Below are 18,744 nucleotides of genomic sequence, written 5' to 3' on the forward strand. Positions count from 1 at the left end.
TTACTGCAATCGTTGCGCACCAATTCAAATTATTATGCTGATATTCAACAATTGTGAAACAGATCTCACCCTGCTGGTTGGGCCAGTTGGTGGTAGTGCTGCTCCAGTTGGCGGATCTGGGCGATCACCTGGGGCTGCACATAGGGGCGCAGCAGGAAGAGCACCCGCAAGACCCCCTGATAAAGCAAGGGCTTGGTGATGCGGGTATGGGGCGCCTGGGCAATCTGGAAGGGGATCCAGCAGGTGACCACCATCTTGATGGTCTGGCCCAGATCCGGCAGGTCTTCGTCGCTGACGTCTATGATGCCGCCCTCGCGCAGGCTTCTCAGCAGCGCTTCCACGGCGGCGCGCAGCTGCTCCTGGGCCTTGAGGTACTTGTGCTGCAAGGGTTCGTCGCGACTCAGGATGTCCGGCAGGTTGGCGTAGAAGAAGCGGAACTGCCACATCAGATAGAAGATGGCATCCAGATAACCCATCAGATCTTCCAGCTTGATCTCGTGGCTGCGGGCCGGCGTGAAGCTCTCGCTCAGGTGGCGGGCGTATTGATCGAAGATGGAGTGGATGATGTCTTCTTTATTGCGGAAGTGGTAATAGAGGTTGCCCGGGCTGATGCCGAGATGGGCGGCAATGTGGTTGGTGGTGATGTTGCGTTCACCCTGATCGTTGAACAGCTCGGTGGCGCTGTGGATGATCCTGTCTCTGGTCTTCATCACTGATCCCTCTGCCGGGCCCTGTGCGCCGAGGTCGAATCCCCTGGCGGCCCGTGATAAACTTTTCGGCAATTTCAAATTGGCCCACTATACACAGCTTTAACAGGCAGTCACACGGGGCCATCAACGTACGCGAGGCAAACTCCATGATCGTAGTAACTGGCGGTGCTGGCTTTATCGGCAGCAATCTGGTCAAGCAGCTGAACGCTCAAGGACGGACCGATATCGTGGTCATCGACGACCTGACCGACGGCACCAAGTTCGTCAACCTGGTCGATCTCACCATCGCCGATTACATGGACAAGGACGAGTTCCAGGCGCGGATCGTCTCCGGTGACGAGTTTGAAGAGTGGGATGGCGGCATCGAGGTGATCTTCCACGAAGGTGCCTGCTCCGCGACTACCGAGTGGAACGGCAAGTTCATCATGGAGGTCAACTACGAGTACTCCAAGGATCTGTTCCACTACTGCATCGAGCGGGAAATTCCCTTCATCTATGCCTCCTCCGCCGCGACCTATGGCGGCCGCAACGACAACTTCATCGAAGATCCCAAGTTCGAGCAGCCCCTCAACGTCTATGGCTACTCGAAGCAGCTGTTCGATCAATACGTGCGCCGCTGGCTGCCGGAGATCGACTCCCAGGTCGTGGGCCTGAAATACTTCAACGTCTACGGCCCGCGCGAGCAGCACAAGGGCTCCATGGCTTCCGTCGCCTTCCACCTCAACAACCAGGTGAAGCAGGGTGACAATCCCAAGCTGTTCGAGGGCTGTGACGGCTTCCCGGACGGTGGCCAGATGCGCGACTTCATCTATGTGGACGACGTCTGCAAGGTGAACCTCTGGTTCTGGCAGAACCCGCAGCACTCCGGCATCTTCAACTGTGGTACCGGCCGTGCCGAGCCGTTCCAGAACGTGGCCGAGGCCGTGATCAAGCATCATCAGCAAGGCGCCATCGAGTACATCCCCTTCCCGGATCACCTCAAGGGTCGCTATCAGAGCTTCACCCAGGCCGATCTGACCTGCTTGCGTGGCGTCGGTTATGACGGCGAGTTCAAGACTGTCGCCGAAGGCGTGGCCGATTACATGGCCTGGTTGAACCGGGCTTGATCCCCCTCTGGCGGGCGGCCCTGGCCGCCCGTCGATCGGATGCGCTTGCATGAACATATTGATGGCACTCTCCCAGCTCGAAGTCACGGGAGCTGAGGTCTATGCCACCACGGTCGGCAACGAGCTGACCCGGCGTGGTCACAACGTCTTTTACGTGTCAGATACCCTGACCAAGCCCACGCAAGGGCCCGTATTCAAGCTGAGGTTCAACAAGCGCAGCATACTGCGCCGCTTCTGGCATGTGTTTTACCTCATCTATCTCATCAGGAAGCACCACATCCAGCTGGTTCATGCCCACTCCCGCGCCTCCGGCTGGAGCAGTTATGTGGCCTGCAAGCTGACCGGCACCCCCATGATCACCACAGTTCATGGCCGTCAGCCGGTGCATGCCTCCCGCAAGGCCTTCCACGCCCTCGGCTATCGGGCCGTGGCTGTGTGCGAAGATATTGCCCGCCAGATCATCGACAACCTGGGGGTGGACCCCGCCATAGTGCAAGTGCTGCGCAACGGCATCGAGACCGACAGGTTCCAGCCTGTGCCTGCACCGGACAACGCCAGGCCGGTGATCGCCATCATAGGCCGACTGAGCGGCCCCAAGGGGGAGCTCTGCTATCGCCTGCTGGACGAGGTACTGGACCTGGACGCCTGCCAAGTCCGTGTCGTCAGCGGCACCCGGGTGCCGGAGCGTTTTGCCCGCTTCCAGGACAAGGTCGATTTCGTCGGCTACGTGGACGATGTGCCCGCCCTGCTGGCGCAGTGCGATCTGGTGATCGGCGCTGGCCGGGTGGCGATGGAGGCCCTGCTGTGCGGCCGCCCCGCCTTCGCCATCGGCGAGGCCAAGGCCATAGGGCTGGTGACCGAGCAGAATCTGGACGAGGCGCTGGCCAGCAACTTCGGTGACATAGGGCCCCAGGATCTGGCCATCGATTTTGCCGCGCTGAAGGGACAGATAGCCCCGTCACTGGCCGCCAAGCAGGTGCCGGACAGCCTGCGTCAGCGCATCCGGCAGGAATATGACTTGCAGCAGGTGGTGAGCGGGCTCGAGTCCATCTATCAGGATGCCGTGGTCGAGACTCTGCGTCGGGAGATGCCGGTCATCATGTATCACCGCTTCATCGAGCATGAGAGCGAGAAGGGAGTGCACGGCACCTGGCTGCCCGTCGCCATGTTCGAGAAACACCTCAAGCTGATGAAGTGGCTCGGCTACGAGACGTTGACCTTCGCGGATCTGGCGGACAAGGGCTTCATCCATCGGCTGCAATACGGCAAGAAGTACCTGATGATCACCGTCGACGACGGTTATCGTGACAACCTCACCCGCATGCTGCCCCTGCTGGAAAAATATGGTTACAAGGCGGTGGTGTACATAGTGACAGGCGAGGATCACAATCGCTGGGACGTGGAGCACCCGACCCACCCCGATACGCCGGTGGCCCTGATGAATGGCGATGAGATAGGCGCCCTGGTGGCCTCCGGTCACGTGGAGATCGGTGGCCATACCCAGACGCACCCGCGCCTCAGCACGCTGGCACCCGAGCAGCAGGCGCGCGAGATCCGGGCCAACAAGGAGAGGCTGGAACGGCTGCTTGGCCATCCGCTACTGTCGTTTGCCTACCCTTACGGGGATCTTAACGAGAGCGCGAAAGCCGAGGCCTGCGCCGCCGGCTACCGCTATGCTGTGGCCACCAACAGCGGCCCCAGGGCCATGCATCGGGATCCGCTTCAGATCCGCCGGATCGCCATCTTCCCCCGCACCGACATGTTCGGGTTGTGGCGCAAGATCCGTGGCAACTATGTCTTCAGAAAATCTTGATGGGAAAATACACATTGCTCGGGATGAAAGATCAGACCCTGTCGACGAATCACGATTTTCTCGGCTTTTTTCATGGCAAGGCGTTCGGCAACTTTATCTTCCTGAATATTCTGGCTTACACCCTGTTCAAGGATTCGATACAGCTGATCGCCGATGTCTGCCAGACCATCATCGTCTTCGCGACTCTGCTGGCATTCTATGTGGACAGGGCTTTTTTCATAAAAAACAGAGTCTTTCAACTGCTCTGTCTGGCCGTGGTGGTGCAGTGCCTGAGCTGGGTGTCATCGCGATATTATGTCCATGACTATGCCCTCAAGTACCCTTCGGTGAAGTCGATGGCCTACCTCTTCTTCTTCATCGGCCTCGCCTACTGGCTGAAAGGGGAACCGCGTCGCATCGTCATCACCTTGCTGACCTTCTGCGTCGGGGTCGTCTTCACCTTTGCCTATCACTCGGCCTTTTTCTCCATCTTCGAGACGGGGCTCGACGGTGCCAGGGTGGATTTCAATTACCGCAATGCCCAGCACGGCTCCCTGATCGCGGGCGCCTGCTTTCTGTTTTTCGTCCTGTTGCTGCTCACCTCAAGATTCAGGAAACTGTCGCTGGCCACTGGGGGCATACTGCTCGGCATAGTGCTGTTCGGTGTTTTCTCCGTTATTCTGCAATCCCGCCAGTCCTGGCTGGCCATCTCGGTCTCCCTCGCTATCCTTCCCTTGCTCGGGGATGGTGAGCATTGGCCAACACGCAAGGTGGTCATGACCTACGCCATCTTGCTGGTGACCGTGCTGGCCCTCTATCAGGTCCCATTCATCAGGGAGAGGCTGCTGTCGGGCTTTGGGCATCAAGGGGATGTGCATGCCATCTTGACGGGCAACTGGACCGAGGTGCAGGATTTCAGCATAGGGGTCAGGCTGAGGACCTGGCTGGAGGCCATCCAGTGGTTCCTGGCACACCCGCTCTTCGGCACCGGCTATGGCAGTCAATCACTGGTCATTACCCTGTCCAAGACTCTGCCGGATTACATCACCCAGGAGTTCCGTCATCTGCACAACTCCAACATGGAGACTCTGGTGTGCTGGGGTCTTGCCGGATTCCTGGTGCTCTATGGCACACTCTTCACCGTGGCTCGTCAGGTGTTGTCCTGTTCGCTCTCTTCACGTTTCATCAAGATGCTGACCATCTCTTTCATCATCTATTGGCTCATCATCAACAACTTTGAATCCTTTTTCTACATGCGCTCCGGGCAGTGGGTATTCAGCGTCTTCATGGGCGCCATCTACTCGGTTGCACTGCATGGAAAACTGAAGCAGTTTGCAAAGGAAGGTCATGAAAATTTACGTCATTAGTCTGGAGCGGGCCGTCGAGCGGCGCAGTCGCGTCGAGTCCGTCCTGGCGGCCAGAGGCATCGATTTCGAGTTTTTCAACGCGGTGAATGGTTTTGAAGGCCTCCCCGAGCGGTTGCAGGCCTTGCCGGATGACCAGCACAGGATCCGTTTCAGGAGCCGGCCGTTGACCCCGGGGGAGAAGGGCTGTTATGCCAGCCACTTCCTGTTGTGGGAAAAGTGCGTCGAACTCAATGAGCCCATCCTCATTCTGGAAGATGACTTCCTGCCTACCCAGTATTTTGAAGAAGTGCTGGGGACCCTGCCCAAGGTCCACGAGCAGTATGAGTATGTGAAGGTGGAACCCCAGGTCGGGTCGGCCAGCGCATTGACCACCATAAACAACATGCAGCTGATGTTCTGGCACAACAACTCCTGCTGGACCACGGGTTACAGCATCTCGCCCCAGGGGGCCCGCCGCCTGCTGGCGCACAGCAAGCGATGGCTCTGCTCGGTCGACAACTTCATCGGCGAGTCCTATCGTACCGGTCTCATCTGCACCGGCCTTATCCCCTATGCCATCTACAGCCCGCGGGACATGGGTAGCGACATCCAGAATCAGGTCGAGCTGAAGAAGGTACCGCTGGGGTTCAAATTGACCCGTGAGCTGTACCGCTGCTACCGGTTCATCAGAATGACGCTGTGGAACATGAAGCACTGCGGGGGCAAGTCATGAGCGCGACCAATAAAACCATTCACGCCATCTGGCTGGGCAACCGGCTGCCTCCCCTGGCCCATGTGTGCATCGACGACTGGCGAAAGCAGGGTTACGACTACAAGCTGTGGCTGGATACGGACCCACAGATAAAGCGCTGGATCCAGGAGTGCACCTTTGCCCGGGAGTGCTACCGACGGGGTTTGCTGGCCTTCGTGACCGATTACCTGCGCCTCAAGATCCTCACCCAGGAAGGGGGTCTCTATCTGGATACCGATGTCACCATCAACCAGGATCCCTTCCCGCTCTTCGAGTCAGTGGCGTTTGGCGCAGGCTACGAGTCCGATCGGCTGGTCGGCACCGCTGTCATCTACGCCCGGAAAGAGTCGGTGATGTTGTCCGAGCTGGTCCGCTTCTACGAAGAGGAGATCATGTCCTCTCCCATGTACATGGGGCCCGAGATCATGACCAGACTGGTGTCAGACAAGCTGGCTCAGTCCGGCGATGCTGCCCTGATCGCCCCCGTTCATTACTTCTACAACTATCAGGGGGAAGCCATTCATTTTGAGCCCGCCGCGGAGCGTTATATGACGCACTGGTTCCAGCACAGCTGGAAGCGCTCATCCGGCCTCGTATTCCTGCGGGCCAAGGCCAAGGGGTGGTCCGGATATCTCTATGAGTGGCAGAAAGAGTTCTTCCGTCTGAGGAAGTGACGATCTGACGCTGTCGGTTACCTGACTGGTATTGGGTCGGGGGTAGGCTCTTCCGGTTTGCCATGGGGTAGCGTCACTTGGTCCCAGAGCATGCTCAACTGGTGTTGAACGGCCAGGACTTCCTGCTCTGGGTGCTGGTGATTGGTATCGATGAATCGATAGCGAGGATGAGAGACGGGATTGGCAATGGCGGAGTGCCCCAGGGGAGAGACTATGGTCAGCAGCGGTATGTCCAGCGCCTGTGCCATATGCCGCGGGCCTGTGTCGTTGCCGACGAACAGCTGGCAATGGGCGAAGATGCCCGCGAGCTCCCGCACCGAGCGGGTCTGTATGTGGTCAAATACGCTGGCCTGCAGTGCGGCGGGCAGCAAGGGCTTCAGGCTGCGGTTGTACTCTTCCTCCCCCGGCCCGCAGTAGATCAGGATCTGGGCGTGGTGCTGCTCTATCAGCCAGCGTGCGACTTCGGCGAAACAGTCGATGGGCCAGCGCTTGTAGTGCCCAAGGGAATTGACCCCCATGGCGATCAGCGGCCTGCCCGGATCTATGCCGGCGGCCTGCAGTGTCTCCCGTCCCCGTTGCTTCTCTTCTTCACTCAGCCAGAGATAGTAGTTGCGATCCTCCCTGGCGAGCCCCAGAGGCTTTAGCAGCGAGAATCTGTCATCCACCAGGGTGCTGTTGCCCTGATGCTCGGTGTCATGGCGAAAGCGCACTATGCGGTTGTGGCCGAGTCGCCAGGGGAAGGAGTCGAAGCCGATCCGCAGTCTTGCCCCCGAGATGAGGCAGGTGAGCAGGCCTATCATCTGGCCCTGGCTGTTGATCACCACGTCGTAGCGCTCGCGGCGAATGCCCAGCAGCAACTCCTTCATGTAACGCCACTCGTTGCGGCGCGCCTTCTCGATGACGATCAAGCGATCTATGTTGGGGTTCCCCTCTGCCATCCCCGCGCAGTAATCCATGACCAGATAGTGAACCTCCCCGGCGGGGTCGTGCTGCTTGAGGTTGTTGCACAGTGCTGTGGAGATCAGCACGTCTCCTATCTGTTTGGTTTGTACTACCAGGTATTTCATGGAAGAGGCCTCGGGTGAGGTCGGGTGGAACGTCAGCGCATCAGCATATCGCACTACCCCGTCAGATGCTGCCGCTGTGGGTTGAAAATCCGATCCAACGCACTGTGTTTGCACATATTTTCGGCGTCGATGGGGTTGGGGCTGCCGCTAACAGCAGGCGCGGCCCATAGACAGCGCCTGCAGGCTGGCCTGGACGCAGTGGCATCAGCGCACTGTCAGGCCCAGCAGTATGCCCACCACGCTGAAGTCGGCATCGCTAAAGGTGGTGTTGGCAAAGCCGAGATCCCCCAGCACCGGCAGCAGGAAGGTGATCAGCAGGCCATCGCCGGATTCGATGACTCGGATGTGGTACAGGCCTGTTATCCTGCCCTGACGTCGGTACAGATCCCCTATCGCAAGATAGGCGACATGGCCGCGGAGATGATCCTGCGTAAACTGGCTGGCGAGGTACTGCAAGACGGTACCAGACCATCGAATTTGAATTGCACAAGCGCCAGAGCACCTGATGCCGGCGCCCCAACCCCGAGAGGAAAGCATGTTCAAGGCTCTGTTACTGGATAACCAAGATGGCAAGACCAAGGCGACCCTGACCCAGCTGGACGAGACCCAGCTGCCGGCGGGGGAGGTGCGGGTGGCGGTGAGCTACAGCTCCCTCAACTACAAGGACGGGCTGGCCATCACCGGCAAGGGCAAGATAGTGCGTCAGTGGCCGCTGGTGCCTGGCATCGACTTCGTCGGCACAGTGCTGGAGTCGGCCGACAGTCGCTACCAGAGCGGTGACAAGGTGGTGCTGACTGGTTGGGGCGTGGGGGAAGGACACTGGGGCGGCATGGCCGAGCAGGCGCGGGTCAAGGCCGACTGGCTGGTGCCGCTGCCGGCCGGGCTGGATGAGCGGCAGGCCATGTGCATCGGCACTGCCGGCCTCACCGCCATGCTCTGCGTGCTGGCGCTGGAAGAGGCGGGCGTTACTCCTGCGAGCGGCGAGATCCTGGTGACGGGCGCCGCAGGCGGGGTGGGCTCCACCGCCGTGGCCCTGCTGGCTGCGCTGGGTTATCAGGTCGCGGCCCTGACCGGCCGTCCCGAGGAGCAGGGCTCCATGCTGACCGCATTGGGTGCCAGCCGCATAGTGCCGCGCAGCGAACTGCTGGAGCCGGCCAAGGCGCTGGAGAAACAGCTGTGGGCCGGTGCCATCGACACCGTCGGTAGTCAGGTGTTGGCCAAGCTGCTGGCCCAGATGAATTACGGCGGCGCCGTGGCGGCCTGCGGGCTGGCGGGCGGCTTCGATCTGCCCACCAGCGTCATGCCTTTCATACTGCGCAACGTGCGCTTGCAGGGGGTCGACTCTGTGATGTGCCCGCTGGCGCGTCGTCAACTGGCCTGGCAGCGACTGGCGCGGGATCTGCCCGCCAGCTTCTTCGCCCAGGCGGTGACCGAGATCGGGCTGGAGCAGGTGGTGGAGGCCGCCGAGGCCATCACCCAGGGTCGGGTGGCGGGTCGCACCCTGATCAAGCTCTGACCGGGTCCACTGGCGAGCCCCATTTTTCTGGATAGACTTTGAAGGCCGGTGCACTATCCAAGGAGAATGAGCATGGGTACGCAGACGCCGGATTTCGAGCTCGACGATGAGTGGGAGCCGGAATCCTGGGAAGACGAGCTGGAGGAGCTGGACGACGAGGGCTGGCAGGACTATGACCCTCTCGACGATCAGTGATTCCCTGTAACGCGTGCGGGCGGGCCTGGTGGCCCGCCCGATTTTTTGCGCGTTCGGCAGCATGCCCCTTGGTGGCCGGGCGAGGCTCTGGTTAGAATGAACTGCTCAAATGGCGCTGTGGGAAGAGGGATGCCCGTCAGGCCAGAGACGCCATAAACCACTCAAACAACGCCCAAGGATGATTATGCGCTCACTCGTCATCATGCTCTGTGCCACCCTGATCGGGGGCTGTGTCTCCAACTCGGACGATCCCTGCGAAAAGGTGTGGAGCGATGTGGGGGAAGGAGACGGCAAGCTGGGTTTCGCCGCCGATCGGGTGGAATTCCATCAGACCCAGTGCGGGACCAAGGTGGATGTCGCCATGTGGGAGCAGGGTCGCCAGAAGGGATTGGCCTGGTATTGCCGCCCGGAGCACCTCTATCTGGCCGGGCGATCGGGGGAGGAGTACCGTGGCGTCTGCCCCAATGACGTCCAGGCCCGCAAACTGTTTGCGCAGGGGCGTCAGGGCTGGACCGATCAATAGGGCGCCCCCTTCTTCTTCAGAGCCTCGAGCGACGAGCCGTGGGGGAACTCATTCCCCTTTCTCCTTCAGCCGCAGCGGCTGGCACAGGTACTCTTTGTCATTGGCGCTGCGGGCACACTTGCCGCACACGAACTTGGGTTTGCGCAATATCTTGCGCAGTGTCTTGAGATCGGCGGGGATCTCGTGACGGCGCCATTCACACAGCGTCTTGTGGCCCATGACGATGACTTCCTCGACAGTGAATGGGAGCGGTAGGGAGAGCGGGCCGCCGGTCGGCCCCCTGCTCGCGGTTCATTACTGATAAAGATACTTGGTGAAGATGAGCTCGCGTACCGCCTTCTTGCCGGTCTCTTTGACCAGCAGTTCGTTGACCTTGGCCTCGCACTCCTTGCGCAGCTCTTCCCGACTCACCAGCGACTTGATCTGGGCGCCCGTCTTGCTGCCAATCAAGCGGATGATGGCGTCGCGGATCAGGGGGTCGTGCTGTTCCAGCAACTTGAGATCGGCGGCGTTTTCGGCCATCAGCTCCACCGTCACCCGCACATAGCCCAGGGTTTTGCCATCGCCGAGGTAGTTGGTGATGATGTCCGGATCCAGCGCATGATAGGCGAATCCCGGCTGGACGGCGGCGGAGGCCGGATCGGCGGCCGCTTCCTCGTTAGCGAAGGCGTGGGTATTCAACAGGGTACAACCCAGGGATAACACCAGCAGAATTCTGAAGATCTTCATCTAGATGGCTCGGCAGCGACGGATGCCCCATTTTTGATGCTGCCATCGGGGCCGTCAAGCACGGATGTTCTTACAATTCGCCATTGATTTACGGATAATAAACGGGATTTTAACCTGACAACGGAAATCTCCGGATGGTGAAGCTGTGAAGTCCGAGTTGACTGTTCCCCTCATCCAGCTCGTCCCCTGGCGGGCACCCGCAGAGTGTGAGCCCCCCGAGGCCCTGCGCCCCTGGTTGTTGGAGGCCGACTCCATGACCCGGCGCCTGCGGCGCCACAATAGTCACCTCTCGGTGCAACTGCTCGGCAATCGCAGCGTGTCGCTGGGGGTGGACGAGCAGGCGCTGGTGGCCGTTGCGGATCCCGTGGGGATCTGCCGCGAGGTCATACTGCACGGTGACGCCGGACCTGCCATTCTGGGCTGGACCCTGTTTGCCGAGGCGGCGCTGCAAGGGAGCGGTCTGCAGGATCTGGGGGAGCAACCACTGGGGGAGCGCATCTTCGGTGATGCACCGGCACGGCGCGATCACCTGCAACTGGCCTGCTTCGAGATCGCGAGCAATCCCTGGTGCCAGGCGGCCACCGTCTGGGGGCGCCGCTCCCGTCTCTATCTGGGGCAGTGGCCCTTGCTGGTCCACGAACTCTTCCTGCCCTCGCTATCGTCTCATTCGCTGCCATCGCATAAGGAGCTGGAGTGAAGCTGTTAACCAAGGAGCGGGGACTGGCCTATGTGCAGTTGGCCCGCATCGACAAGCCCATCGGCACCCTCTTGCTGCTGTGGCCGACCCTGTGGGCGCTCTGTCTCGCGGCCGGCGGCCTGCCGGATCCCTGGATCCTGACCGTGTTCGTGGTGGGGGTCTTCCTGATGCGCTCGGCGGGCTGTGTCATCAATGACTATGCGGATCGCAACTTCGACGGCCACGTGAAACGCACCGCCGGGCGACCGCTGCCCATGGGCCGGGTCGATGCGCGGGAGGTGCTGATCCTGTTCGCCGTGCTGGCGCTCATTTCGTTCGCCCTGGTGCTGACCCTGAACCCGCTCACCATAGGCCTGTCGTTCGCCGGCCTGCTGCTGGCAGTCTGCTACCCCTTCATGAAGCGCTTCATTCCCATCCCTCAGCTGGTGCTCGGGATGGCGTTCTCCTGGTCCATTCCCATGGCCTATGCGGCTCAGGCCAATGCCCTGCCGCCCGTCGCCTGGTTGCTGTTTCTCGCCAACCTGCTGTGGACCATAGCCTACGACACCCAGTACGCCATGGTGGACAGGGACGATGACCTCAAGCTCGGGCTCAAGTCGAGCGCCATCCTGTTTGGCCGTCACGACAAGCGGATCATCGGCGTGTTGCAACTGGCAACCCTGCTCATCCTGTTGCTGGTGGGTCAGCTGATGGCGCTGGGATCCGGCTATTACTGGGGTCTGCTGGGGGCGGCGGCCCTGTTCGTCTATCAGCAGCGGCTGATCCGGGAGCGCCAGCGGGAGGCCTGCTTCCAGGCCTTCCTCAACAACAACTATGTGGGGGCCCTGGTGCTGCTCGGGGTGATCGCTCACTACCTGTGAGAAACGTATATCTATGAAAAAGGCCGCATGATGCGGCCTTTTTGTTGGCTGTAAGACGAGGATCAGAGCCGGTTGCCCGCCTGTATGGTACGGCGGATCTTGTTGCTCAAGAGCGGCACTATGTTGTCGGCCAGGGCCTGGAAGCGGCCGAGATCCGGCTTGCAGCCCGGATCCAGATAGCCTTCGCTGCGCAGGGTGTGGATCAGGGTGCTGAACAGCTTGGGATCGAAGAACTCGGGGGCGTTGATGCCGTGCAGGGTGCCGAGGCGCTCCGCCATCATCAGGCCGTCCGCCTCCAGCTGCTCCGCCTCTATGTGGGGCTGGGCCAGCATGCGGGTCAGCACTATGGCGTAGCGTTGCAGTGTCTCCTGAATGCTCTCGGCCAGCAGCAGCAGGCGCATCTGGTTGCCCGGATTGACCCAGTAGCCGCCATCGCGCGCCTCTATCAGCTGCTGGCGTTGCAGCTCGGCCAGCAGGGCATCCACCAGCTCCGGCAGCTCCTCCTCTTCGTAGCGCAGGAACAGCTCTGTCTTGAGCAGCGGGTAGATGTCGACGCAGCGGGCGACTATCTCGCCGCGGGAGATCCCCTCGCAGCGCTCGATCAAGGCCGCCACCAGGGAGGGCAGGGCGAACAGGTGCAATATGTTGTTGCGGTAGTAGGTCAGCAGGATCGCCTGATAGCGGTCCAGGCTGATGATCTGCCCCAGCTTGTCCTCGCTCACCTCGAATTTGTTGAGCTCCATCGCCTGATCCAGCAGGGTCTTGGCATCCTCGTCCGGCATGGTGCTCTGCGGGCTGTAGGGCACCTGCTTGAGCAGGTCCAGATAGGTATTGATCTGGGCCTGCAGTTCGTCCCGGGTCAGGGCATGGCGCTCGGCGGCCAGCAAGGCCAGGGCGCTCAGGGTCAGGCCGTTGACGGCGGCGGCATCGTTGATCCGGGTCATCAGCAGCTCGGCCAGCTGATTGACGGTGGAGGCCATCCACTCCGGGCGCTCCTCCTTGCCTATGCTCTCCTTCCAGTGCGGCACCTGCTCGCCGAGGTAGCTGTTGAGGGTCAGCGGCTCACCGAAGTTGACGAAGCCACGGCCATAGTTGCGCAGCTTGCGCAGTATGCCGAGCACCTGCAGGAAGCTCTCTTTCTCCTTGCGGCTGCCCTTGAGCTCGTTGTGGTAGGTGTTGACCTCCATCACGTGCTCGTAGCCGAGATAAACGGGCACCAGGGTCACCGGCCTGTCCAGCCCGCGCATCATGGCCTGCAGCGTCATCGCCAGCATGCCGGTCTTGGGCGGCAGCAGGCGACCGGTGCGCGAGCGACCCCCTTCGGTGAAGAACTCCACCGAGTAGCCCTTGGCAAACAGCAGGTTCAGGTATTCACGAAATACCGTGCTGTAGAGCGGGTTGCCCTTGAAGGTGCGGCGGATGAAGAAGGCGCCACCGTGGCGGAAGATGGGGCCCGCCGGCCAGAAGTTGAGGTTGATGCCCGCCGCTATGTGGGGCGGCACCATGCCCTGGTGATAGATGACGTAGGAGAGCAGCAGGTAGTCCATGTGGCTGCGATGGCAGGGGACGTAGACTATCTCGTGCCCTTCCTGGGCGAGCTGGCGCACCTGCTCGGCACCGTTGACCGAGAGGCCGCGGTAGAGCTTGTTCCAGAGCCAGCCGAGGAAAGTCTCCCCGAGGCGGATCAGCCGGAAGGAGAAGTTGGAGGCGATCTCGTCCATGTAGCCATGGGCGCGCTTCTGCGCCTTCTCCAGGCTGATGCCCTCACGTCTGGCCTCTTCTTCGATGGCCTGCTGGATCACGCTCGAATCCAGCAACTGCTTGAACAGCAGGTTGCGGTTCGGCAGCTTGGGACCGGTGGCCGCCAGCTGCTGGCGGCTGAAGTGGGTGCGGGCCACCCGCGCCAGCTTGTGGGCTATGGCCTCGTCGGTCCCGTGCTTGTCCGCCATGTAGCGCAATGAGAGCGGCGGGGAGAAGCGCACCAGGTTTTCGCGCCCCTTGAGGATCACGATCAGCGCCTTCTTGAGCCGGTTCGGGGCTAGGCTGCTGATGATGTTCCAGCCGGAGGCTTCCTCACCTTCCCGGCCGGGGGCACGGCCCCAGAACAGGGTGACGGGCACCACTTGGATATCCAGCTCGGGATCCTGCTTGTGCAAGTCCAGCAGCTGGTGGAACTCCTGCAGGAAGGGCAGCGGCTTGTTGCGCGTGCCAAACAGGGGAGGCGGACGATCCAGACAGACGTAGCGCGGCAGCAGCTGGCCACCCAGCTCCAGCGGCGTGAACGGGCCGGGCAGGCCGAGATCCTCGCAGCACTGTTGCAGGGTCATCAGATCGGTGATCGAGCTGGTTTTCAGGGCATAGACTATGGGTCTTGCCGGATCCAGCTTGAGCTCCGTGATGGGATTTTCCGGCAGGCTCTTGTGATTGACCAAGCCACTGACCGGCCATTGCAGGATGGCTCTGGAAATGTTCTGTCCAAGGGACATGTGCGTCTGCTCTCCAAAAAAATGCGGCGTGAGCATAGCAAATCACCGACAGCTTGTCGCCGAGAGGTAGGATGAGTGCCTTTTCAGGATAGAAGGTGCGGGATTTTTGCGACAAGGCAGGGACAAATATCAGCAACGCCTTGCCTTGGCCACAGCACTGTATATACTGCCAGTGTGCTGTATAAAAAGACAGGTGCCAATGCTATGAAACCCCTTACCCCCCGCCAGGCTGAAGTGCTGGAGCTTATCAAGGCGAACATGAGCGAGACCGGCATGCCGCCGACTCGCGCCGAGATCGCCCAGAAGCTTGGCTTCAAGTCGGCCAATGCGGCCGAGGAACATCTGAAGGCCCTGGCCAAGAAAGGGGTCATCGAGATCATGCCCGGCACCTCCCGCGGCATCCGCCTGCTGCTCGAGGAGGAGGAGGCCGCGCCAGAAGAGAACGGCCTGCCGCTCATCGGCAAGGTCGCGGCCGGTGAGCCCATCCTGGCCCAGGAGCACATAGAGAGTCACTATCAGGTGGATCCCGCCCTGTTCCACCCGCGGGCCGACTTCCTGTTGCGGGTGCAGGGCATGAGCATGAAGAACATCGGCATCATGGATGGGGATCTGCTGGCGGTGCACAAGACCCAGGAGGTGCGCAACGGCCAGGTGGTGGTGGCGCGTCTCGATGAAGACGTCACCGTCAAGCGCTTCCAGCGCAAGGGCAGCCAGGTGTGGCTGCTGCCGGAGAACGAGGATCTCTCCCCCATAGAGGTGGATCTCTCCAGCCAGCACCTGACCATCGAAGGGCTGGCAGTCGGGGTTATTCGCAACGCCGACTGGATGTAAGCATCGAACATGCCGAGGGGCCTCCTGCGGGAGGCCCCTTCGTTTGTGCCGTTTTCCCCGCTCTTCTTTCCTCCCCGATCCCCGCCATTGCCGCCGCCCAGATCCACCGCAAACAGTACCGCCACGCATCATGCATTTCGGATATATCCTTTGAGAAGGCCCGCAGAGTCATGGCCGGATAACCGCCATGACCTTGAGTGTGCCGCCAGGTCAGCATGGATCGCAGGGATGCATCACAACTGAGGCGGTGCGGGACAGGGAGAGTCGTCAGGCAGCAGGACGACTCAATACAGTCAGTACGCGACGGTGCCTGGTCTGCCATCCCGATGGCAGTCACACTGGTCGGCGTGGCCTGTTGAGCAAGGAGGACAGGTATGGCTTCAAGCTCGCCGTGGGATCCGGGTCCGGCCGCAACCGCAACCCCCGCATCCTCCATCACCCGATTCATCAAGGGCAGTCGGATGACCTGGTTTTATGCGCTCTGGGTGTATCACAAGGGCGACGGCTGGACCATCTGGCTGGGGTGCCCCAAGGACAAGATTGTCCGCCTGGTTCGTCTGTTCCGCCGCCACCATGACATCGGCTTGCCAGATGCCCCCTGGACGGCCCCGGTCATTCCGCTGCGCGCCACTATCCGGCGCCCCCAGGGGCAGCGCAGATTGCGACCCTGAGCCAGTCCCCCGAACAGTGTGTGAGCCCCACCCGGTGTGGGGCTTTTCTTTTCCCCGCCATTGCCCGGAGATAGCGGCCGTTTCCTCCCTACGGGGCCCTTTCCTGCTCAGGATCCGGACTCAGGACTAGGCAGAAACGGGGCCGGGCGGGTTACAATAGCCCTTCATTGGCCCCGCCATCTGGCTGGTTGAACTAGCAAGGTTCTGTTTTATATGGTTAAACCACGTTTTTCCCTGCTGTTGTTGCTCTTCGTCGGCAGCATAATGGCGGCTTATTACTGGAGCCAACCCTCCCTGCCTGCGCAGGCGGATTATTATCCGGTAGGGCGTGACATCAACCCCTTCACTCTCACGGATGGGGATGGGAAGCCCTTCACCGCCGCCAATCTGGCGGGGCACTGGACCTTCCTGTTCATCGGCTACACCTATTGCCCCGACGTCTGCCCGACCGCCTTGGCGGATCTGCGCTCCATCTACCCGGAGTTGAAGAAGATCGAACCCAGCAGCCAGGTGGTCTTCGTCTCGGCGGATCCCCAGCGGGATGACAGCGCCCGTCTCAAGAGCTATACCGCCTTCTTCCATCCGGAGTTCAAGGCGGCGACCGGCCCCCACCGCGCCCTCTTCCCCCTGGTGCGCAATCTTGGCCTCGTCTATTCCATCGTGGAGAGCGAGCGCAAGGATTACCTCATAGACCACTCGGCCTCGATCGTGCTGATCAATCCCGAGGGCAAGCTGGTGGCCATGTTCCGCCCCAAGGTGGCCCCGGGTGAAGTAGCTCATGTGGATATGCAGACCATGGTCTCCGACTTCGCACGCATAGTGCGGCTGGCCGACGAGTGAGCCGCCGGCGTCGTTCGTGCTGAGCTTGATGCCGTCCTGGCTGAGGGATCCTCGCCGCCACAGTGCCGTTTTTGCCCTGGCCCTGCCCATGGTGTTCTCCAACGTCACCACCCCCTTGCTCGGCCTGGTGGATACCTGGGTGATCGGTCATCTCGGTCAGGCCTGGTTCCTCGGGGGGGTCTCGGTCGGGGCGACCCTCATCAACCTCCTGTTCTGGTTGCTCGGCTTCCTGCGCATGTCCACCACTGGCCTGACCGCCCAGGCTCAGGGCGCCGCCAGCGCCGAGGGGCAGCTGGACACCCTGGCGCGGGCGCTCGGCCTCGCCGTCGGGCTGGGGCTGGCCCTGCTGTTGCTGGTGCTGCCTTTCTTGCCTGCCATCATAGGGCTCAGCGGGGGATCCCCCGAGGTGCAGGGCTATGCCGGAGACTATGTCTCGGTGCGGATCTGGAGCGCCCCGGCGGCCCTGTGCAACCTGGTCATCATGGGCTGGCTGCTGGGCATGCAGGATGCGCGCAGCCCCATGCTGCTGCTGATCCTGAGCAACCTGGTCAACATGGTGCTGGATGCCTGGTTCGTGCTGGGGCTGGGCTGGCAGGTCAGGGGGGTGGCTGCCGCCTCCCTGCTGGCTGACTACAGCTCGCTCGGGGTGGGGCTCTGGCTGGTGAGCCGCCGCCTGCGCCAGCTCTCGGCCGAGGTGTGGCAGGGTGCCTGGTCGCGCTGGTGGCAATGGCCCGCGGTGCGGCGGCTGCTCGGGCTGAACAGGGACATCTTCATCCGCTCCCTCTGCCTGCAGCTCTGTTTCGCCTTCATGACCCTGCAGGGGGCCAGGCTGGGGGACGTGGCGGTGGCCGCCAATGCGGTGCTGCTCAACTTCCTGATGCTGATCTCCTACGGGCTGGATGGCTTCGCCTATGCGGTGGAAGCCATGGTGGGGCGCGCCATAGGACGGCGGGACAGGCAGGGGCTGCGGGAGGCCATAGTCCTCAACCTGGGCTGGGCCTTGCTGATCGCGATTGCCTTCGCCCTGGGGTTTGCCCTGGGAGGGCGGCAACTCATCGCCCATATCACCGACCTTCCTGCGGTGATCGCCGAGGCAAACCGCCAACTGCCCTGGCTCATCGTCATGCCCTTGCTGGCGGTCTGGTGCTTCCTGCTGGATGGGGTCTTCATCGGGGCCACCCGGGCCCGGGAGATGCGCAACAGCATGCTGGTGGCGGTGTTTGCCGGCTTCTTCCCCGTCTGGTGGCTGTGCCAGGGGTGGGGCGTGGCGGCCTTGTGGGCCGCCATGGCGGCGCTGATGACAGGGCGGGGACTGACCCTGGGCTGGCTATGCTGGCAACTGGAGCGCGACGGCCGCCTGCTTGGTCAAGGTCGGGAGCCCGCCTGACGTGTCTCATGGTCGGCTCCGCCTCTGAGGGGCACAGCGCCGACCTAGGCTAGAGGGATCCCTCATAGCCAAACTGGCGCCAGCTCTCGTAGACGAAGACCGCGACCGCGTTGGCCAGATTCATGCTGCGACTCTGGGGCAGCATGGGAATGCGCAGCCGCTGCTCGAACGGCAGGCTCTCTATGATCTCCGCCGGCAATCCACGGCTCTCAGGCCCGAACAGCAGGGTATCCCCGGGGGCAAACTGCGCCGCCGAATGAGCGGTGCGCCCCTTGGTGGTGCAGGCGAATACCCGCTTGGGGGCCACGGCCGCGAGGAAGGCCTCATAGCTCGGCCAGCGCTTCACCTCGGCAAACTCGTGATAGTCGAGCCCGGCCCGCTTCACCCGCTTGTCATCCCAGGCGAAACCCAGGGGCTCTATCAGGTGCAGCCGGTAGCCGGTGTTGGCGCAGAGGCGGATGATGTTGCCGGTGTTGGGCGGGATTTCCGGTTGATAGAGCACTATGTCGAGCATGGCGGGATCCTGATGCGGGGCTGGGATGGTGCGAAACGGGCGCCAGCAT

Annotated in this window: 21 protein-coding genes; 15 read left to right on the forward strand and 6 right to left on the reverse strand. The window is 61.6% G+C overall.

The genetic code is table 11. From position 1 onward, the window contains the following. Positions 1-65: 65 nt before the first annotated feature. Positions 66-710 (reverse strand): TetR/AcrR family transcriptional regulator, encoded by a 645-nt coding sequence (locus tag Aeroheme_RS00380; protein WP_025325250.1) that lies wholly within the window; start codon positions 708-710, stop codon positions 66-68. Between the two features lie 146 nt (positions 711-856). On the opposite strand from Aeroheme_RS00380, the gene rfaD reads away from it, so the two are divergent. The 5 genes from rfaD to Aeroheme_RS00405 are packed head-to-tail and all read left to right on the forward strand — an operon-like array spanning position 857 to position 6,379. Further along, positions 857-1,816 (forward strand): ADP-glyceromanno-heptose 6-epimerase, encoded by a 960-nt coding sequence (rfaD, locus tag Aeroheme_RS00385; protein WP_411166506.1) that lies wholly within the window; start codon positions 857-859, stop codon positions 1,814-1,816. Between the two features lie 49 nt (positions 1,817-1,865). Further along, the gene (locus tag Aeroheme_RS00390; protein ID WP_411166507.1) at positions 1,866-3,629 is read left to right on the forward strand and encodes a polysaccharide deacetylase family protein; all 1,764 of its coding nucleotides are present in this window, start codon (positions 1,866-1,868) and stop codon (positions 3,627-3,629) included. After that, a complete protein-coding gene (locus Aeroheme_RS00395) occupies positions 3,629-4,975 on the forward strand; it encodes an O-antigen ligase family protein (RefSeq protein ID WP_411166508.1) in 1,347 nt (448 codons plus the stop codon). The genes Aeroheme_RS00390 and Aeroheme_RS00395 overlap by 1 nt, the downstream gene beginning before the upstream one ends. Beyond that, a complete protein-coding gene (locus Aeroheme_RS00400) occupies positions 4,956-5,687 on the forward strand; it encodes a glycosyltransferase family 25 protein (RefSeq protein ID WP_395949255.1) in 732 nt (243 codons plus the stop codon). The genes Aeroheme_RS00395 and Aeroheme_RS00400 overlap by 20 nt, the downstream gene beginning before the upstream one ends. Further along, positions 5,684-6,379, forward strand: coding sequence for a glycosyltransferase family 32 protein (locus tag Aeroheme_RS00405; protein ID WP_163138122.1), 696 nt, complete (start codon positions 5,684-5,686; stop codon positions 6,377-6,379). Before Aeroheme_RS00400 ends, Aeroheme_RS00405 begins: the two co-directional genes overlap by 4 nt. 17 nt (positions 6,380-6,396) lie before the next feature. Here the strand turns inward: Aeroheme_RS00405 and Aeroheme_RS00410 are convergent, their stop codons facing one another. Continuing rightward, on the reverse strand, positions 6,397-7,446 hold the full coding sequence (locus tag Aeroheme_RS00410) for a glycosyltransferase family 9 protein (protein ID WP_326490108.1): 1,050 nt from the start codon (positions 7,444-7,446) through the stop codon (positions 6,397-6,399). A gap of 345 nt (positions 7,447-7,791) precedes the next feature. Here Aeroheme_RS00410 and Aeroheme_RS00415 point away from each other — a divergent pair, with 345 nt between their 5' ends. From Aeroheme_RS00415 to Aeroheme_RS00430, 4 genes are all read left to right on the forward strand, one after another. Then, the gene (locus Aeroheme_RS00415) at positions 7,792-8,007 is read left to right on the forward strand and encodes a hypothetical protein (RefSeq protein ID WP_411166509.1); all 216 of its coding nucleotides are present in this window, start codon (positions 7,792-7,794) and stop codon (positions 8,005-8,007) included. Further along, entirely contained in the window at positions 7,982-8,962 is a 981-nt protein-coding gene (locus Aeroheme_RS00420; protein WP_411166510.1) for an MDR family oxidoreductase, read from the forward strand. The genes Aeroheme_RS00415 and Aeroheme_RS00420 overlap by 26 nt, the downstream gene beginning before the upstream one ends. A gap of 72 nt (positions 8,963-9,034) precedes the next feature. Next, positions 9,035-9,157: a hypothetical protein gene (locus tag Aeroheme_RS00425; RefSeq protein WP_080675028.1), complete on the forward strand. Its 123-nt coding sequence runs from the start codon at positions 9,035-9,037 to the stop codon at positions 9,155-9,157. Positions 9,158-9,335: 178 nt separating this feature from the next. After that, positions 9,336-9,680 carry a DUF2799 domain-containing protein gene (locus Aeroheme_RS00430; RefSeq protein ID WP_408837775.1) on the forward strand — a complete coding sequence of 115 codons (345 nt, stop codon included), beginning with the start codon at positions 9,336-9,338 and terminating at the stop codon, positions 9,678-9,680. A 48-nt stretch (positions 9,681-9,728) separates the two neighbouring features. On the opposite strand, the gene Aeroheme_RS00435 is transcribed toward Aeroheme_RS00430, so the two are convergent. Next, positions 9,729-9,899: a hypothetical protein gene (locus Aeroheme_RS00435; RefSeq protein WP_005331100.1), complete on the reverse strand. Its 171-nt coding sequence runs from the start codon at positions 9,897-9,899 to the stop codon at positions 9,729-9,731. A 75-nt stretch (positions 9,900-9,974) separates the two neighbouring features. Further along, a complete protein-coding gene (locus tag Aeroheme_RS00440) occupies positions 9,975-10,409 on the reverse strand; it encodes a flagellar basal body-associated protein FliL (RefSeq protein ID WP_139745890.1) in 435 nt (144 codons plus the stop codon). Positions 10,410-10,554: 145 nt separating this feature from the next. On the opposite strand from Aeroheme_RS00440, the gene Aeroheme_RS00445 reads away from it, so the two are divergent. Together Aeroheme_RS00445 and ubiA are read left to right on the forward strand one after the other, a co-directional pair. Next, positions 10,555-11,106 carry a chorismate--pyruvate lyase family protein gene (locus Aeroheme_RS00445; protein ID WP_168236070.1) on the forward strand — a complete coding sequence of 184 codons (552 nt, stop codon included), beginning with the start codon at positions 10,555-10,557 and terminating at the stop codon, positions 11,104-11,106. Continuing rightward, on the forward strand, positions 11,103-11,966 hold the full coding sequence (gene ubiA, locus Aeroheme_RS00450) for a 4-hydroxybenzoate octaprenyltransferase (protein ID WP_111913513.1): 864 nt from the start codon (positions 11,103-11,105) through the stop codon (positions 11,964-11,966). Before Aeroheme_RS00445 ends, ubiA begins: the two co-directional genes overlap by 4 nt. Before the next feature lie 62 nt (positions 11,967-12,028). Here ubiA and plsB read toward each other — a convergent pair whose 3' ends face one another. After that, complete coding sequence (gene plsB, locus Aeroheme_RS00455) at positions 12,029-14,452, reverse strand: glycerol-3-phosphate 1-O-acyltransferase PlsB (protein WP_213345244.1); 2,424 nt, start codon at positions 14,450-14,452, stop codon at positions 12,029-12,031. Positions 14,453-14,656: 204 nt separating this feature from the next. Between plsB and lexA the strand changes: the two genes are divergently transcribed. From lexA to dinF, 4 genes are all read left to right on the forward strand, one after another. Then, on the forward strand, positions 14,657-15,283 hold the full coding sequence (lexA, locus tag Aeroheme_RS00460) for a transcriptional repressor LexA (RefSeq protein WP_025325267.1): 627 nt from the start codon (positions 14,657-14,659) through the stop codon (positions 15,281-15,283). A gap of 461 nt (positions 15,284-15,744) precedes the next feature. Beyond that, the gene (locus Aeroheme_RS00465) at positions 15,745-15,954 is read left to right on the forward strand and encodes a hypothetical protein (RefSeq protein ID WP_234567867.1); all 210 of its coding nucleotides are present in this window, start codon (positions 15,745-15,747) and stop codon (positions 15,952-15,954) included. A 213-nt stretch (positions 15,955-16,167) separates the two neighbouring features. Next, positions 16,168-16,794 (forward strand): SCO family protein, encoded by a 627-nt coding sequence (locus Aeroheme_RS00470; protein WP_139745887.1) that lies wholly within the window; start codon positions 16,168-16,170, stop codon positions 16,792-16,794. Positions 16,795-16,822: 28 nt separating this feature from the next. Continuing rightward, positions 16,823-18,181: an MATE family efflux transporter DinF gene (gene dinF / locus Aeroheme_RS00475; protein WP_411167207.1), complete on the forward strand. Its 1,359-nt coding sequence runs from the start codon at positions 16,823-16,825 to the stop codon at positions 18,179-18,181. 49 nt (positions 18,182-18,230) lie between these two features. Here the strand turns inward: dinF and trmL are convergent, their stop codons facing one another. Beyond that, positions 18,231-18,695 carry a tRNA (uridine(34)/cytosine(34)/5-carboxymethylaminomethyluridine(34)-2'-O)-methyltransferase TrmL gene (gene trmL / locus Aeroheme_RS00480; RefSeq protein WP_005331110.1) on the reverse strand — a complete coding sequence of 155 codons (465 nt, stop codon included), beginning with the start codon at positions 18,693-18,695 and terminating at the stop codon, positions 18,231-18,233. Positions 18,696-18,744: the final 49 nt, after the last annotated feature.

The organism is Aeromonas sp. DSM 116730, assembly GCF_046581335.1.
Classification (GTDB): Bacteria; Pseudomonadota; Gammaproteobacteria; order Enterobacterales; family Aeromonadaceae; genus Aeromonas; species Aeromonas rivipollensis.